Below are 16653 nucleotides of genomic sequence, written 5' to 3'. Positions count from 1 at the left end.
CATTCTCGGGCTTGACCCGAGGATGACGTCGAGTGTGAGAGGCATGCAGCCTGAAGCAACAAGGCTTGCTCCTGAAAACATTTGCCGGTGGCGCTGGTTGGCCAAAGACACCTGGCTGCGATCACATCTTTTCAGCCGGCTTTCTCCGCCACCCTCTCCAGCACGATATCGGCGCGCTCCGAAACCGGAGCTTTCGGCAGCACCACAGTCTCATAATCCAGCCGGGCGTAATCACGCAGCAGGCGTTCATACTCCTCCACCGCCGCATCCAAACCGTGTTTGCGTTCGCTGTCTCCCCGGTAAATCTCCGGCCAGGGTGGGGTGAGGAAAACGAGCCGGTTATAGCGGTGCGTGTTTTGCAGCGTATCGATAAAGCTGTCACCGTTGACATAGCGAAGTGCCGAGGCGGCGTCGATCAGGCCTCGATCGAAGAAGACCGGGCCTTCCGGCGGGGCCTTTTGCCGGTCTTCGAGCGCCATGGCGATGGCGCGGCGGGCGAAGGCTTCGATGTCGATCCACGGCAGGGTCGTGCCGCCATTGCGGGTTTCTGCGATGACGATGCGGCGGCCGGGCTCTTCCACGGTGGCGAAACCGCGTCGGGCAAGCTCGGCGAGAAGCGTGGATTTTCCGCCGCCGGAGCAGCCGGAAAGGATGATGAAGCGGTCCATGGGATTTCTATCCTGTGACAGGGTTCAGATGGGCTTGGGTGGTGATTTTGGGGTGGGGGATGCCACTTGTTTCTTCTCCCCGAGGGGGAGAAGGTGGCCCGAAGGGTCGGATGAGGGGGAAACGTTGCCGGATCTCGGAGAGCTTGCCCCCTCATCCCGCTGCCGCGGACTTCTCCCCCTTGGGGAGAAGAAACAAGGGATCGCCGCTCGACCAATGAGCGGACGCTGCGCTCAAGCGGAAAATATATGTTGGACGAACCTTACCACACTCAGCGCTGTCGTCACCCCTGATGCAGAATATGCGCCGCCTTCACAGCCGCCGATGCCCGGTTTTCCACCCCGAGCTTCACATAAATCTGCTCCAGATGCTTGTTCACGGTTCGCGCGGAGAGGCCGAGGATGTCGCCGATATCGCGGTTGGACTTACCCTTCGCGATCCACAGCAGCACTTCCGATTCCCGGGCGGTGAGGGAAAAATGCTCGCGCAGCAGGTGATCGCCGGATTTCTCATTGGCGGCCGTGAGGCGGAAGAGGAATTCATCCGGCCCCATGGCGCCGAGGAAGGACAGCTGCAGGGCAGGCCGCCCGGCCTCGGTGATCGTCAGCGGCACGTCGCGGCCGGTTTCCGCCGCCGCACGTTCTGCGAGCCAGCGGCCAATATGGCTGGTGACGATTTCCATGCCGTCGTCGCGGCCGGTGGCGGCGTTGACGAGGCGCGTCGCCTGTGGCGTCGACCAGTGGATGGCGCCATTGGCGCGCACGGCAAGCAGGTGGCGGCCGGCGGCGTCGAGCGCGACGCGGGCGCTTTGCGCCGAGCGGGCATTGGAAAGGTGCACGCGGATGCGGGCGCGCAGCTCGTCGATGTTGATCGGCTTGGTCAGATAATCGACGCCGCCGGATTCGAGCGCCCGCACCACATGTTCGGTCTCGGTCAGCCCGGTCATGAAGATGACGGGCACCTGCGCCACCGCCGCATTGGCCTTCAGGCGGCGGCAGGTCTCGAAACCGTCCATGGCCGGCATGACGGCGTCGAGCAGGATGATATCGGGCGTGATGCGTTCGGCAATGTTGAGCGCGGCCTGTCCCGAGGTGGCGATGAGGGCGGAAAAGCCGGACTGTTCCAGCGCGTCGGTGAGGAACCCCAGTGCTTCCGGGCTGTCATCCACCAGCAATACGATGTCTCTCGGGGCTGCCGCCGCCTGACCGCTCATGCCTTGCCGTCTCCCGTGTCGCTATCTGCAAACCGTTTGAGAAAATGCGCGTAACCGGCCAGATCGAAGGCCTGCACATAGGTGCCGAGCTCCTGCGTGAAGGGCAGGTTTTCCGTGTTGCGGGCAAGATCGGCGAGTTTCGCCTCGATGCCGCGTATGTAGCCTATTTCGCCGAGCCGCTGCAAATCCTGAATGTGAATTGCACCGGGATGGACGATCTGCGCCACGGGCGGCGGCGATGGCGGGGGCGGCATATCTGCCTCGTAGATCCATTTCAGGCCGAGATGCACGGCAAGCCTGTCGCAAAGCTGGCGGATATCGACAGGCTTGGCGATGGCGTCATTGTGGTTGTCTTCTCCAGCGCCCGCCACTGTCCCGTCGCCGATATTGGCCGAGAGCATGATGAGCGGGGCGGTCTGGCCGGCTTCACGCAGTTTCGTCACAAGCTGCCAGCCGGTCATGCCGGGCATGGAAATATCGATGAGGAAGAGGTCGGGCTTCACGCCTTCGATCAGCGTCAGGCATTCCGGCCCGCTCTGGGCGGTCAACACCACGAAATCGAGCGGCGAGAGCACCTGCCGCATCAGCTCGCGATGATCCTCGTTGTCATCGACCACGACGATGGTGCGGCGCGGCCCGGAATAGGAGCGAATGGTTTTTTCCGCCGCCGGCGCCGTGCTTGGCCGGTGCACGGCTGACAGCATGAGGCGCACGCGGAAGGTGGAGCCCTCATCCTTTGCGCTGGAAACGGAAATTTCGCCGCCGAGCGTATTGGTGAGGAGCCTTGTGATGGTCAGGCCGAGGCCGAGGCCCGGCATGGGGCGCACGCTGTCTGCCTCGCCGCGCTGGAAGGGTTCGTAGATGCGGGCGAGGTCTTTTTCCGCAATGCCGCGGCCGGTATCGGAGACCGTGAAGCTCGCCACCTGGCTGCGATAACCGACATCGAAGGTGACGGCGCCCTCATCGGTGAATTTGATGGCGTTGGAGATGAGGTTGACGAGGATCTGGCGCAGCCGCTTTTCATCGGTGCGGACATATTGCGGCAGGGCCCGCGACCGGTCGTGGCGAAATTCCAGCCCCTTGGCCTGCGCCTGCGGGCGGAACATATCGACGATCTGGTCGAGGAAATCCTGAATATTGATCTCGTTGGAATAGACCTGAAGCCGCCCGGCCTCGATCTTGGAAATATCGAGAAGCCCGTCGATCAGGCCCGACAGGTGATCGGCCGAGCGGCGGATGACCTTGATTGCTGATTGCCGTGGCGGGGGAATGGTATCGTCGCGCTCGAGGATCTGGGCATAACCTAGGACGGCATTGAGCGGCGTGCGCAATTCATGGCTGAGGCCGACGACATAACGGCTCTTGGCGCGGTTGGCGGCCTCAGCGGTTTCCTTGGCGTCCTGAAGCGCGGCGTCGGTCTTTTTATGGGCGGCGATTTCCTTGAGCAGTAGCGTGTTCTGGCGCGAGGATTCCTCTTCCGCCACCACCCGGCTGTCATGGGCAAGCACGAGGAACCAGCAGACGATGCCGGCAATGACGGCGAAGACGAAAAACACGATGAGGATGGTGCGGTTCACCACATCGGCCGTTTCCGGCGAAGCGGTGCCGACCTGATGGGCGATCATCGCGAGAATGCCGCCGATGGCGGTGACGGCAATCGCCGCCGCCATGCCGTAGCGTCCGAGCCGGGTGGCAAGCTTCGCCACCAGCTGATCCGGCAGGAAGGATTTCGCGACGGTCGCGACCTGATAGTTCAGCTTGGCCTTCGGCTTGCACATGTCGTGGCAGCGGCTGTCCAGCGAGCAGCAGAGCGAACAGATCGGCGCGGCATAGGCCGGACACCAGGCCATGTCCTCCGGCTCGAAAGGGTGTTCGCAGATGGAGCAGGTGATGCTGCTCTCTTCGCGCCATTTCTGACGCGGCTTGCGGGCGAGATAAAATTTGCCCTTCGTGCCCCAGGCAATCAGCGGTGAGGCGATGAAGGCGACGATCAGCGTCAGATAGGGCGCGAGCGATGCGGCGAGCGGTCCGAAGGCCCCGAAATGCGCCATCAGCGCAATGGTGGCCGAAAGCGCCATGGAGCCGACGCCGACGGGATTGATGTCGTAAAGATGGGCGCGTTTGAATTCGATGCCGGGCGGGGCAAGGCCGAGCGGCTTGTTGATGAAGAGATCGGCCGAGATGGTGCAGAGCCACGCCATGGCGATGATGGAGAAGATGCCGAGGGTTTCTTCCAGCAGCCGGTAAATGCCGAGTTCCATCAGAAGCAGCGCGATCGCGACATTGAAGACCAGCCAGACGACGCGGCCGGGGTGGCTGTGGGTGAGGCGCGAGAAGAAATTCGACCAGGCGAGCGAACCCGCATAGGCATTCATGACGTTGATCTTCAGCTGCGAGACGACCACGAAGGCGACCATCAGCAGCATGGCGGCGGTTTCGTTGGGGATCATGTAACCGAAGGCGGTGAGATACATCTGCGCCGGATCGGCGGCGCGATCCACCGAGACGCCGGAACTGAAGGTAAGCACCACGAGGAAGGAGCCGGCGAGCAGCTTCGGCACGCCGACGACGACCCAGCCGGAGCCCGCCAGGAAAACCGCAATGCGGTGGCGCAGGCGGCTCTGGCCTTCGGCCGGCAGGAAGCGCAGGAAGTCCACCTGTTCGCCGATCTGCGACATCAGCGCCAGAATGACGGCCGAGGCCGCGCCGAATTCCACGAGATTGAAATCCGCGACCGTTCCCGGCGGGCCGGAGGCGTGGTGGATGCCGGCAAAGGCCCGCCAGAGATCGTATTTTTCCCAGTCCAACAAAGCGATGAACACGAAAGGCAGGACGTTGAGGATGATCCAGAAGGGCTGGGTGATGATCTGAAAACGGCTGATGAGGCGCACACCATGGGTGACCAGCGGAATGACCATGACGGCCGAGATGATGTAGCCGATCCACAGGGGAATGCCGAGCGCCAGTTCCAGCGCGCCGGACATGATCGACGCTTCGATGGCGAAGAGCATGAAGGTGAAGGCGGCATAGATCAGCGAGGTGATGGTGGAGCCGATATAACCGAAGCTCGCGCCGCGCGTCAGAAGATCAATATCGACGCCGTGGCGGATGGCATAACGGCTGATCGGCAGGCCGACGGCGAGCATGGCGATGGCGGCGACGAGGATGGCGTAAAAGGCGTTGGTGGTGCCGTAGGAGAGCGTGATCGCCCCGCCGATGGCTTCCAGCGCCAGAAAGGAAATCGCGCCGATGGCGGTGTGGGAAATGCGGTTGGAGGAAAATTGCCGGGCGCTCTTGGCGGTGAAGCGCAGCGCATAATCTTCCAGCGTCTGGTTGGCGACCCAGCGGTTATATTCGCGCCTGACGGGGATGATGCGTTGCCGTGCGGCCATGCCTATCTAGCGCCTTTCCGCAACGGGCCTCTCACAGCCGCACCGACATGCCGCCATCCACCGTCAGCACATGGCCGTTGACGAAGGAGGCCGCGTCGCTCGCCAGAAACAGGGCAGCACCGGCGATTTCATCCGGCCGGCCCCAGCGCTCCAGCGGCACCCGCAGCTTGGCGAAGGCCACCATTTCAGGATTTTCGGCAAGGGCGGCATTGGTTTCGGTGGCGAACATGCCGGGCGCGATGGCGTTGCTGGTGATGCCGCGTGCGCCATATTCCACGGCAATCGCCCGCATCAGGCCGGTCAGCCCCTGTTTGGCGACGGGATAGATCGCATCCCCCGGCCGGACGATGTGGCCGAGAATGGAGGTGATGGTGATGATGCGGCCGTAACCATTGGCGTTCATGGCCTCCGCGGCATCCCGCGACAGTGAGATGGAGGAGGTGAGGTCGGTGCGGATCAGCTCCAGCACGTCCTCGTCGCTGAATTCGGCAAGCGGGCGGCGGTCGCGCGCGCCGACATTGTTGACGAGGATATCGAGGTGGCCGAACTCGTCCATGATACGGCGAACAAGGGCGCTGCCGGCGGCGGTATCGGCAATATCGAAGGCGGCGTAATCGGCCTTGCCGCCAGCCTTGCGCAACGTGTCGACCGCCTGTTCCAGCGTTTCGGCATTGCGGCCGGTCAGCCACACATGCGCGCCCGCTTCGGCAAAGGCGCTGGCAATTTCAAAACCGAGGCCGCGGCCGCTGCCGGTGATGATGGCCGTGCGGTTTTCGAGAGAGAATTTCTGGAGAATGCCCATCGCTCACCTTCTTGCTTTAGAGCGTCGGACCGAAAACGACGGTGCGGTTTTCGGAAAACCCGAGGCTGTTGGTCAAAGCCACGCCGCTTATTTGAGCTTGCGTATGGGAAGACTATGCCGTGTGCGGCGCTCGGCGAAAGGTCGCCTGACCGGCCCGGCCGTTCGGTGGACAGAAAAATGGCGTCGCCCGGTTGCGGGCGACGCCATGTCTTAGCTTATCAGGCAGCAGCCGACTTTGCGAGCGGCACTTCTGCAATCGTCTTCAGAACGACGGAAGCGATCTGGTAAGGGCAGCCCTGCGAATTCGGACGACGGTCTTCAAGGTAACCCTTGTAACCGTTGTTGACGAAGGAATGCGGAACGCGGATCGAGGCGCCACGGTCGGCAACGCCGTAGGAGAACTTGTTCCACGGAGCGGTTTCGTGCTTGCCGGTCAGGCGCAGATGGTTGTCCGGACCGTAAACGTCGATATGCTCTTTCCAGTTCTTGGCGAAAGCGGCCATGAGGGCTTCGAAATAGTCCTTGCCGCCAACTTCGCGCATGAACTTGGTGGAGAAGTTGCAGTGCATGCCCGAACCGTTCCAGTCGGTGTCGCCGAGCGGCTTGCAATGGAATTCGACGTCGATGCCGTACTGTTCGCAAAGACGAAGGAGCAGGTAACGGGCGATCCAGATCTGGTCGGCGGCGCGCTTGGAGCCCTTGCCGAATACCTGGAATTCCCACTGGCCCTTGGCCACTTCGGCGTTGATGCCTTCGTGGTTGATGCCGGCTTCGAGGCAGAGGTCGAGGTGCTCTTCAACGATTTCGCGGGCAACCGAACCGACATTCTTGAAGCCGACGCCGGTGTAATAAGGACCCTGCGGAGCCGGGTAACCCTGTTCCGGGAAGCCGAGCGGGCGGCCGTCCTGGTAGAAGAAATATTCCTGTTCGAAGCCGAACCATGCGTCCTCGTCGTCGAGGATGGTTGCGCGGCTGTTCGAAGCATGCGGGGTGACGCCATCGGGCATCATGACTTCGCACATGACGAGTGCACCGTTGGAGCGGGCCGGGTCGGGATAGATCGCGACGGGCTTCAGCACGCAATCCGACGAGTGGCCTTCGGCCTGCTGCGTGGACGAGCCATCAAAGCCCCAAAGCGGCAGCTGCTCGAGTGTGGGGAATTCGTCGAATTCCTTGATCTGGGTCTTGCCGCGCAGGTTGGGGACCGGCTTGTATCCGTCCAGCCAGATGTACTCGAGTTTGAACTTAGTCATTACGAACCTCTCATAGGTAACAATGCGAAGCCTTGAGGCCTCCCGTGGCTTTGGCCACCGAAGCGCATTCGCGTTCAAGGGCTGACCCCTTAGATGCATGCCGCGTGCCAGATTGGCGATATCAGGCGATTTTTTCGAAAAATCTTTCAGGCCCCCTGTCGTGCAGGAGCCTGGATATCACGCGTGGCTGGTTCTGCTGCACTGCGGCAGGCAAATTCACCCCTCATGTTTCATCATTGAATCCTGATAGATAGCTGGCGTCTCCCGGCGGAATGCCCTGCTGCGGTGCAATGATTTCGGTTGCGCGCGAGGGATTGGCATTTGCCCCAAAAACCGGCGCTTTCGGAATGGTTTTTCTTGTAGATGAGCCGATTAATGCCTATATTTTTCGCAAGGTGATTTTTTTTTAATCAAACGGAGCGAATCTGGCCTTTGCGGGTTAGCTCCAGACATAAAGTGCTTCGATGCAAACAAAGTGAGATGATCGAAATGGCAACTGGCATTCATCGCGAGACGGCAACGATCTATCAATTCCCGGTCGGCGGGCGCGCGGGTCTTTCCAAGTTCCGCAACAGCAGCCTCAGCGACCTCGAGCGTCAGGCGCAGGAGCCGCATATCGATTTCGGTTCGTGGTATCACGACGATGCGATCCGCGACGAAGAGCGGAACGACAAGCCGCATTCCTGATGGTCGCATTCCTGATGTGAGACCGCGCCGCGCATTTCTTCTCCCCGTGGGGAGAAGGTGGCTCGAAGGGTCGGATGAGGGGGCAACCCCTCCGTATATCGCGGCGCTCGCCCCCCTCATCCCGCTGCCGCGGACTTCTCCCCGGCGGGGAGAAGAAACAAGCCGAGGCCTCCTGCTTCACAGACAGGCACCTTCAGGTTCAGCTTATTCCCCCCCTGCATCTTTCGCCACCCCGCCTACGTCAATTGACGTATACGGTTTCGCTCTCACGAGATCGATAGTCCTTCCAGCAGCGGCCGCAGATGCCGCTGAGCCTCCACGAGAGGCCAACAAGGAGAGGGGTTCTTCCGATGATATTCCGCAAGACGCTTAGTGCCGCGCTGCTTGGCGCGATCCTGTCCACCACCGCCTTCCACGGCGCTTTTGCCGCTGACGACACCATCAAGGTCGGCGTGCTGCATTCGCTGTCCGGTACGATGGCGATTTCAGAAACGACGCTGAAGGACGCCATGCTGATGCTCATCGACGAGCAGAACAAGAAGGGCGGCGTGCTCGGCAAGAAACTCGAAGCCGTGGTGGTCGATCCGGCTTCCGACTGGCCGCTTTTCGCCGAAAAGGCCCGCCAGCTGATTTCGCAGGACAAGGTTGCCGCCGTTTTCGGCTGCTGGACGTCTTCGTCGCGCAAGTCTGTTCTGCCTGTTTTCGAGGAACTGAATTCGATCCTGTTCTATCCGGTTCAGTACGAGGGTGAAGAATCCTCGCGCAACATCTTCTACACGGGTGCTGCACCCAACCAGCAGGCCATTCCGGCCGTAGACTACCTCGCCAATACCGAAGGCGTTGAGCGCTGGGTTCTGGCCGGCACGGACTATGTCTATCCGCAGACCACCAACAAGATCCTGAAGGCCTACCTGATGTCGAAGGGCGTCAAGGAAGAGGACATCATGATCAACTACACGCCGTTCGGTCATTCCGACTGGCAGACGATCGTGTCCGACATCAAGAAATTCGGCTCGGCCGGCAAGAAGACCGCCGTGGTCTCCACCATCAACGGCGATGCCAACGTGCCTTTCTACAAGGAACTGGCGAACCAGGGCATCAAGGCTGAAGACATTCCCGTCGTCGCCTTCTCGGTTGGTGAAGAAGAGCTTGCCGGTCTCGATACCGCACCGCTGGTCGGCCACCTTGCCGCCTGGAACTACTTCCAGTCCGTCGATGCGCCGGTCAATGCCGAATTCATCAAGACCTGGCATGCCTTTACCAAGAACGACAAGCGCGTGACCAACGACCCGATGGAAGCCGCCTATATCGGCTTCAACGCCTGGGTAAAGGCCGTCGAATCCGCCGGCACGACGGATACGGACAAGGTTCTCGACTCGATCATCGGCGTTTCCGTGCCGAACCTTTCGGGCGGCTACTCCACCGTCATGCCGAACCACCACATCACCAAGCCGGTGCTGATCGGCGAAATCCAGGCCGATGGCCAGTTCGAAATCGTGCAGCAGACGCCGCAGGTCGTGGGTGACGAGTGGTCGGATTATCTGCCGGACTCGAAGGATCTGATCTCGGACTGGAGGAAGCCGATGTCTTGCGGCAACTTCAATGTGGCCAGTGGGAAGTGCGGCGGCAAGGGTAGCTGATTAGCGAGGTGGGTGCCGCTCCCCTTGCTGGGGGCGGTTTTCTCATTGGAAACTGAACAAGAATTACCCCCCTCTGCCCTGCCGGGCATCTCCCCCTCAAGGGGGGAGATCGGGAAGACGCTTTCTCGCCACTTCATTCTCAAACATCGAGATGGGCGAGACCTCGCCACAGGTCGATCTCTCCCCTTGAGGGGGAGATGCCCGGCAGGGCAGAGGGGGGTAAGCGGCATATTCAGGTCGCACAAAATTAAAACGCCCAAGGAACCCGACATGACGATCCGATCTTTTCTTGGAGCCATCTTCCTCTGGCTCACCCTGGGGATCGCAGCCCAATCCTTCGCGCAAAGCGAGCCGAAGGCGCTGATCGACCAGCTCGGCACGGCGGATTTCAAGCAGGCCGAAGTGCTGATCGGGCAGATCGCCGCCACGGGCGATGCGCGTGTCGTGCCGGCGCTCGAGGCTTTTGCGGCGGGCGATCTTTACGTGCGCAAGGCCGACAATCTGGTGTTCATGACGAAACCGGCAGGTTCCAATTTTACGCTGATCGATCCGCTGACGGGCGAAAGTGCGGGTGAAGCGCCGAAGGCGGCCGTCAGCAAGATCAAGGTCAACAATAATCTGCGCCGCGTCATCCGCGCCGCACTCGGTGGCCTGACCCTGCTGAGCCCGGAAAAATCCGTGCGGCTTTCCGCGGCGGACGCCGTTCTGAAAGCGCCGAGCGCGGAAAATCTCGAATTGCTGGAAGCGGCCATCGCCAAGGAGGCCGATACTGAGGTGCGGACCCGGATGGAGGAGGCGCGGGCTGTCTCGCTGCTCTCCTCCGAACGGTCGCTCGAACAGAAGAAAGAGGCAATCGCCACCATCAAGAGCCTTGGCGGGCGCGATGCCATCGGCATTCTGATGGCGGCTTCCTCGTCGGTGGATCAGAGCCTGAAACCGGATATCGACAGCGCCATATCGAGCATCGAAAGCTCCCTTGCCTTCTGGGATTATGCGCAGAATGTCTGGTACGGCCTGTCGCTCGGTTCCGTGTTGCTGCTCGCCGCCATCGGCCTTGCCATCACCTTCGGCGTGATGGGCATCATCAACATGGCGCATGGCGAGATGGTGATGATCGGCGCTTACTCCACCTTCATGGTGCAGGAGGTGATCCGCACGCATTTCCCCGGCCTGTTCGACTGGTCGCTCGCCATCGCTCTGCCCGCCGCCTTTCTGGTGACGGCCTTCGTCGGCCTCGTGATGGAGCGCGGCGTCATTCGCTTTCTTTACGGGCGGCCGCTCGAAACGCTTCTCGCCACCTGGGGCATCTCGCTCATCCTGCAACAGGGCGTGCGCTCCATCTTCGGGCCTACCAATCGTGAGGTCGGCAGCCCGAGCTGGATGTCCGGCTCCTTCAGCGTCGGTTATCTCAACTTCACCTGGAACCGGGTGTGGATCGTCTGCTTCTCGCTTTCGGTCTTCTTCGCGCTGCTGGTTCTCCTGAAGCGCTCCGCCTTCGGGTTGCAGATGCGCGCCGTGACGCAGAACCGCCGCATGGCCTCTTCCATGGGCATTCGCACGCCGTGGGTGGATGCCTTTACCTTCGCGCTTGGTTCGGGCGTTGCCGGTCTTGCCGGCGTGGCGCTGTCGCAGATCGACAATGTCTCGCCCAATCTCGGCCAGAGCTACATCATCGACAGTTTCATGGTGGTGGTGTTCGGCGGCGTCGGCAATCTCTGGGGAACGCTGGTTGGCGCCCTGTCTCTCGGCGTGCTCAACAAGTTCCTTGAGCCGACGGTCGGCGCCGTGCTCGGCAAGATCCTCGTGCTCGTTCTCATCATCCTGTTCATCCAGAAGCGGCCGCGCGGTCTCTTCGCACTCAAGGGAAGGGCGATCGAAGCATGATTACCGGCTTCCTCCTGCGCGCGCTCGACCGCCGCATCTCCATCGCCATCGGCATCATTCTGGCCATTGCCGTGCTGGTGCCGGCCTCCAACCTGCTGCTGCCGGCCGATAGCGCACTCCGCATTCCGACCTATATCATGTCGATGCTCGGCAAATATCTGGCCTATGCGCTGCTGGCGCTCGCGCTCGATCTCGTCTGGGGTTATTGCGGCATTCTCTCGCTCGGCCATGCCGCCTTCTTCGCGCTCGGCGGTTATGCCATGGGCATGTATCTGATGCGGCAGATCGGCACGCGCGGGGTTTATGGTCATCCGGTGCTGCCTGATTTCATGGTGTTCCTCAACTGGAAGGAACTGCCGTGGTTCTGGCAGGGCTTCGACATGTTCTGGTTTGCGGCGCTGATGGTGCTGGTGGTGCCGGGGCTGCTGGCCTTCGTGTTCGGCTGGTTCGCTTTCCGCTCGCGTGTCAACGGTGTTTATCTCTCCATCATCACCCAGGCCATGACCTATGCCCTGCTGCTCGCCTTCTTCCGCAACGACATGGGTTTCGGCGGCAATAATGGGCTGACCGATTTTAAGGATATTCTCGGCTTCTCGGTGCAGGCGGATGGTACGCGCGCTGTGCTGTTCGCCATGACGGCGGTGATGCTGGCGCTCTCGCTGCTGATCGCCTCCGGCATCGTCAATTCCAAATTCGGCAAGGTGCTGGTGGGCGTGCGCGATGCCGAAAGCCGGGTGCGTTTCCTCGGTTTCCGGGTGGAAAACATCAAGCTCTTCACCTTCGTCGTTTCGGCCATGATGGCGGGCATTGCCGGCGCGCTGTTCGTGCCGCAGGTGGGCATCATCAATCCCGGCGAATTTTCGCCCGCCAACTCCATCGAAGTGGTGGTGTGGACGGCGGTGGGCGGGCGCGGCACGCTGATCGGGCCGATTATCGGCGCTGTCCTGGTCAATGGCGGCAAGAGCTATTTCACCGGCGCTTTCCCCGAATTCTGGCTGTTTGCGCTGGGCGGGCTGTTCATCGCGGTGACGCTGTTCTTCCCCAAGGGCATCGTCGGCACGCTGCAACACTATCTGGTCCGGCGGCGCGAAAAGCGGGTCGCGCTTGCGGCAGGCGGCACACAGCCGGGCAATGACAGCGCCGCAACAGTGGCGCAACAGGCGGCGGAGTGAGACGGATATGAACACGATTTCCGAAAACAGAACGAAAAGCCTGCTTTATCTCGACGGCGTCTCGGTGTCCTTCGATGGGTTCAGGGCGCTCAATTCCCTCTCCTTCGTGGTGGAACCGGGCGAGCTGCGCGCCATTATCGGCCCGAACGGTGCTGGCAAGACGACGATGATGGATATCATCACCGGCAAGACGCGGCCGGATACCGGCACGGTGCTGTTCGAAGACAGCATCGACCTCACCAAAAAGGACGAGGCGGATATCGCCCAGCTCGGCATCGGACGAAAGTTCCAGAAACCGACGGTCTTTGAAAGCCATACCGTCTGGGACAATCTGGAACTGGCGCTCAACCGCAAGCGCGGCGTGTTCGCGACGCTGTTTTACCGGCTGACGGAGGAAGACAAGGCCCGCATCGAGGAAATCCTCGCCACCGTGCGCTTGAGCCACCGCCGCGGCGATCTCGCCGCCAACCTCTCGCACGGCCAGAAACAATGGCTGGAAATCGGCATGCTCTTGGCGCAGGAGCCGAAGCTCTTGCTGGTGGACGAGCCGGTGGCCGGCATGACGGATGCGGAAACCGCCGAAACCGCCGTGCTTTTGAAGGAAATCGCCAAGACCCGTTCGGTTGTGGTGGTGGAGCATGACATGGGTTTCATCCGCGAACTAGGGGTGAAGGTGACGTGCCTTGCCGAAGGCTCGGTGCTGGCCGAAGGGTCGATTGATTTCGTGTCGAACGATCCGAAGGTGATCGAGAATTATCTGGGGCGGTGATGGTGGTGTTTGCGCTCGTGATACCCCCCTCTGCCCTGCCGGGCATCTCCCCCTCAAGGGGGGAGATCAGATGCCGCACCCGCCCGTTCCATGGGCAGAGTTTTCGCCGCTTGCCGATCTCCCCCCTTGAGGGGGAGATGCCCGGCAGGGCAGAGGGGGGTAACGCCTCCCACCAATGCGCCAATGGAGTCTCACCATGCTGAACGTCGACAACATCAACCTCCATTACGGCGCAGCCCAAGCGCTCCGTGGCGTTTCGCTGACGGCGGAGATGGGCAAGATCACCTGCGTCCTCGGCCGCAACGGGGTGGGCAAAAGCTCGCTGCTGCGGGCCGTTACCGGGCAGCACGCCATTAGTGCCGGGACGATCAGCTTTGAAGGGGCGTCGCTGGATGGGCTGGCGCCTTACCACCGGGCCAAGCGCGGTGTCGGTTACGTGCCGCAGGGGCGGGAAATCTTTCCGCTGCTCAGCGTGCAGGAGAATCTCGAAAGCGGCTATGCGCCGCTGCCGCGTAAGGAACGGTTCATTCCCGACGATATTTTCAGCCTGTTTCCGGTGCTGCAATCCATGCTGGGAAGGCGCGGCGGCGATCTCTCTGGCGGACAGCAGCAGCAGCTCGCCATCGGCCGGGCTTTGGTGACGCGGCCGAAAATTCTCGTTCTCGACGAGCCGACCGAGGGCATTCAGCCGTCGATCATCAAGGATATCGGCCGGGCGATCAAATATCTGCGCGATTCTACCGGCATGGCGATCCTGCTGGTCGAGCAATATCTGGATTTCTGCCGCGAGCTTGCCGATTACGTCTACATCATGGACCGGGGTGAAATCGTGCATCAGGGGCTGGCCGAAACGCTGGATACGCCGGAAGCGCGGCGTCACCTGACAGTATAAATCGAGACTAAAACCCCTGTGCGCCGATCACGGCGTGCAAACGGCCGATTAATATTTTGAAAGCCTATGCGTCTCGACATGGCTTTCATGCGTAATTTTAGCATTTCATTGAATAAAAGCCTGTGATATTGGCAGCGCAAATGCTGCATGCGAGACACAGGAAAAGTCTATTCGCACGCCGCGACAGTTGATCCCTTACATTCCACGCACGTCCGACGTATCGTCGGGGAAACCGTGCCCAATAAAGGCGTGTCAATGAATCAAGACTTTGCCATTGGCCGGGCCGCCCGGCTGTTCCGCTCCGCCCGCACCCTCTTTCTGGGTCTTGCGATGTGCGCGAGCGCCGGTGTCGCAGCGTCGGCATCGACCTGCGGTCAGTTGCCCGGACCCGGCATGGAACCGGGCAGGCATGATTTTTCCATTCTCTCCAACGGTGAAAAACGCGACGGCGTCTATTTTGTTCCCTCGGCCTATGACGGAAAAAAGCCGCTGCCTGTCGTGTTCGATTTCCATGGCTCCAACAGCAATCCGCATGGCCAGCTGAACCGCAGCGGCTGGGACAAGCTGGCCGAGCGTGACGGTCTGGTGGTCGTGGCGCTGGCCGGCAGCCTGAATGGCGAATTGCCCGGCACCCATGCCTGGAATGTTCCCGGCGTCACCAAGCGTCCGGGCGGGCTGGACGAGGTCGGCTTCATTCGCGATGCCATCACCATGGTGAAGGGCAAGTTCTGCGTCGATGAGGAGCGTTTTTACGGTTCCGGTTATTCCGGCGGCGGGCGCATGCTGTCGCAATTCATCTGCAATGGCAGCGCGGATTTCACCGCTGCCGGTTTCGTCGCCTCGCTGCGCGCGGGTTATCCGCTGGAGACCGAGGGCAAATGGGCACCGGATGCGGCAAGCTGCACGCCGGCGCGGCCGATGTCCATCATCGCCTTTGCCGGGCTGAAGGATCCCGCCAACCCCTATCAGGGCGGCGGCAAATCCTATTGGCAATATGGCGGCGAGACGGCGCTGAAGCGCTGGGCCGAGATGGACGGCTGCAAGGGCGCTGCCAAAAGCAAGGTGGGCGAAAGTTTCACCGTCAATTCTTATGACGTCTGCAAGGCCGGCGCACGCATTCAGTCCTATGTCATCAACGATTGGGACCACGCCTGGCCGCGCGCCACCATGAAGGCGGAAGTGCTGGCGGCGAGCGCCGTCGTCACCCGCAAGCCGGGCGGCGAACAGACGCCGAAGGCGGAACCGGCCGTGGAGCGCAAGATGCCCACAGGCGAAGTGACGCGCACGGTTGATGCGGCGGAAAGAATGTGGGATTTCTTCCGCAATACGGAAGGGCAGCTGGTCGTGGATGCCGTCGTCAAGAAGGATTGCGGCGCAAAGGCCTCGTCCGCTTCCGCAACCGCTTCGGAGACCGCGTGCAGCCAGAACAGCAAGCCATCGGCCCTTCCGGTCGCCAAGACGCTCAACCTGTCCGGCAGCAGCGCGCCCGTGGCAGAGGACGCATTGTAACCAAAGCGGTTGAAGGGCGCAGCCGGCTGGAGGAATTGTTCCAGGAAGGCTGCGCCAAAATCCGCCTGCCGGAAACCTTTTCGAACGAAGCCGAAGCCATTCTCATCAATTCCTCCGGCGGCCTGACCGGCGGAGACGAACTTGAATGGCAGGCGGTGGCCGGCGCCGGCACATCGCTGGTGGTGACCACGCAGGCCTGCGAGAAGGTTTACAAGGCATCCTCCGGAACCGCCACCGTTACCGCCCGGGTTTCCGCCGGGCCGAACGCCCGATTGCACTGGCTGCCGCAGGAAACCATTCTCTTCGACCGGGCGTCGCTGACCCGCCGGCTGGAAGCCGATCTCGACCAATCTTCCGAATTCATCGCCGTCGAAGCCGTGCTGCTCGGTCGCCAGGCCATGGGCGAGGCGATGGCGCATGGCCTTTTCCGCGACCGCTGGCGTATTCACCACGGGGGTAAGCTGGTGCATGCCGAAGAGCTTCTGCTGCAAGGCGAGGTAGCGGCGCTGACCGCGAAACCGGCGGTTCTGGCCGGTCAGGTCGCCTTTGCGACGCTGCTTTATATCGGGCCTCTGGCCGAGGCGCTTCTGCCTAAAATCCGGGCTATTGCCGGGGAAAGCGGCGGCGCCAGCGAATGGCAGGGCAAGCTTGTTGTTCGCGTCTCTGCCGAAGATGGTTTCTCCTTGAGAAAATTACTTTTTCCGATCATTTCGCTCTTGCGAAACGGCGCGCCAGTGCCGAAAGTCTGGAATCTGTAAACCCTTCGGATCGTCG

Annotated in this window: 13 protein-coding genes; 8 read left to right on the top strand and 5 right to left on the bottom strand. The window is 61.4% G+C overall.

Annotated elements, in window-relative coordinates; translation table 11 throughout:
* Nucleotides 1-131 precede the first annotated feature (131 nt).
* The 5 genes from FY152_10325 to FY152_10305 all read right to left on the bottom strand — a co-directional run bounded on the left by FY152_10325 (nt 132) and on the right by FY152_10305 (nt 7326).
* Entirely contained in the window at nt 132-668 is a 537-nt protein-coding gene (locus FY152_10325; GenBank protein UXS32465.1) for an AAA family ATPase, read from the bottom strand.
* 281 nt (nt 669-949) lie between these two features.
* Nucleotides 950-1879 (bottom strand): response regulator transcription factor, encoded by a 930-nt coding sequence (locus FY152_10320; GenBank protein ID UXS32464.1) that lies wholly within the window; start codon nt 1877-1879, stop codon nt 950-952.
* Nucleotides 1876-5271: a response regulator gene (locus FY152_10315; protein ID UXS32463.1), complete on the bottom strand. Its 3396-nt coding sequence runs from the start codon at nt 5269-5271 to the stop codon at nt 1876-1878. Before FY152_10315 ends, FY152_10320 begins: the two co-directional genes overlap by 4 nt.
* Before the next feature lie 31 nt (nt 5272-5302).
* Nucleotides 5303-6073, bottom strand: a complete 771-nt coding sequence (locus FY152_10310) for an SDR family oxidoreductase (GenBank protein UXS32462.1) — start codon at nt 6071-6073, stop codon at nt 5303-5305.
* A gap of 218 nt (nt 6074-6291) precedes the next feature.
* Nucleotides 6292-7326, bottom strand: a complete 1035-nt coding sequence (locus FY152_10305; GenBank protein ID UXS32461.1) for a glutamine synthetase — start codon at nt 7324-7326, stop codon at nt 6292-6294.
* Between the two features lie 480 nt (nt 7327-7806).
* Between FY152_10305 and FY152_10300 the strand changes: the two genes are divergently transcribed.
* The 8 genes from FY152_10300 (at nt 7807) to FY152_10265 (ending at nt 16637) form a co-directional block, all read left to right on the top strand.
* The gene (locus tag FY152_10300) at nt 7807-8013 is read left to right on the top strand and encodes a DUF2735 domain-containing protein (GenBank protein ID UXS32460.1); all 207 of its coding nucleotides are present in this window, start codon (nt 7807-7809) and stop codon (nt 8011-8013) included.
* Nucleotides 8014-8363: 350 nt separating this feature from the next.
* Complete coding sequence (gene urtA, locus FY152_10295) at nt 8364-9653, top strand: urea ABC transporter substrate-binding protein (GenBank protein UXS32459.1); 1290 nt, start codon at nt 8364-8366, stop codon at nt 9651-9653.
* 270 nt (nt 9654-9923) lie between these two features.
* Nucleotides 9924-11537 (top strand): urea ABC transporter permease subunit UrtB, encoded by a 1614-nt coding sequence (gene urtB / locus FY152_10290; protein UXS32458.1) that lies wholly within the window; start codon nt 9924-9926, stop codon nt 11535-11537.
* Nucleotides 11534-12709 carry an urea ABC transporter permease subunit UrtC gene (urtC, locus tag FY152_10285; protein UXS32457.1) on the top strand — a complete coding sequence of 392 codons (1176 nt, stop codon included), beginning with the start codon at nt 11534-11536 and terminating at the stop codon, nt 12707-12709. Before urtB ends, urtC begins: the two co-directional genes overlap by 4 nt.
* A 7-nt stretch (nt 12710-12716) precedes the next feature.
* Complete coding sequence (gene urtD / locus FY152_10280; GenBank protein ID UXS32456.1) at nt 12717-13478, top strand: urea ABC transporter ATP-binding protein UrtD; 762 nt, start codon at nt 12717-12719, stop codon at nt 13476-13478.
* 196 nt (nt 13479-13674) lie between these two features.
* A complete protein-coding gene (gene urtE, locus FY152_10275) occupies nt 13675-14370 on the top strand; it encodes an urea ABC transporter ATP-binding subunit UrtE (GenBank protein UXS32455.1) in 696 nt (231 codons plus the stop codon).
* A gap of 255 nt (nt 14371-14625) precedes the next feature.
* The gene (locus tag FY152_10270; protein ID UXS32454.1) at nt 14626-15879 is read left to right on the top strand and encodes a polyhydroxybutyrate depolymerase; all 1254 of its coding nucleotides are present in this window, start codon (nt 14626-14628) and stop codon (nt 15877-15879) included.
* Complete coding sequence (locus FY152_10265) at nt 15786-16637, top strand: urease accessory protein UreD (GenBank protein UXS32453.1); 852 nt, start codon at nt 15786-15788, stop codon at nt 16635-16637. The genes FY152_10270 and FY152_10265 overlap by 94 nt, the downstream gene beginning before the upstream one ends.
* The last annotated feature ends 16 nt before the right edge of the window (nt 16638-16653 follow it).

Origin of the sequence: Agrobacterium tumefaciens (assembly GCA_025560025.1) — a bacterium.
Classification (GTDB): domain Bacteria; phylum Pseudomonadota; class Alphaproteobacteria; order Rhizobiales; family Rhizobiaceae; genus Agrobacterium.
This window is presented reverse-complemented; position numbering and strand designations above follow the sequence as displayed.

Coding starts and splice junctions, on each gene's coding strand:
- urtE (UXS32455.1), top strand. CDS start 13,675: ATGCTGAACGTCGACAACATCAACCTCCATTACGGCGCAGCCCAAGCG.
- FY152_10305 (UXS32461.1), bottom strand. CDS start 7,326: ATGACTAAGTTCAAACTCGAGTACATCTGGCTGGACGGATACAAGCCG.
- FY152_10270 (UXS32454.1), top strand. CDS start 14,626: ATGAATCAAGACTTTGCCATTGGCCGGGCCGCCCGGCTGTTCCGCTCC.
- urtD (UXS32456.1), top strand. CDS start 12,717: ATGAACACGATTTCCGAAAACAGAACGAAAAGCCTGCTTTATCTCGAC.
- FY152_10315 (UXS32463.1), bottom strand. CDS start 5,271: ATGGCCGCACGGCAACGCATCATCCCCGTCAGGCGCGAATATAACCGC.
- FY152_10300 (UXS32460.1), top strand. CDS start 7,807: ATGATCGAAATGGCAACTGGCATTCATCGCGAGACGGCAACGATCTAT.
- urtA (UXS32459.1), top strand. CDS start 8,364: ATGATATTCCGCAAGACGCTTAGTGCCGCGCTGCTTGGCGCGATCCTG.
- FY152_10320 (UXS32464.1), bottom strand. CDS start 1,879: ATGAGCGGTCAGGCGGCGGCAGCCCCGAGAGACATCGTATTGCTGGTG.
- FY152_10310 (UXS32462.1), bottom strand. CDS start 6,073: ATGGGCATTCTCCAGAAATTCTCTCTCGAAAACCGCACGGCCATCATC.
- FY152_10325 (UXS32465.1), bottom strand. CDS start 668: ATGGACCGCTTCATCATCCTTTCCGGCTGCTCCGGCGGCGGAAAATCC.
- urtB (UXS32458.1), top strand. CDS start 9,924: ATGACGATCCGATCTTTTCTTGGAGCCATCTTCCTCTGGCTCACCCTG.
- urtC (UXS32457.1), top strand. CDS start 11,534: ATGATTACCGGCTTCCTCCTGCGCGCGCTCGACCGCCGCATCTCCATC.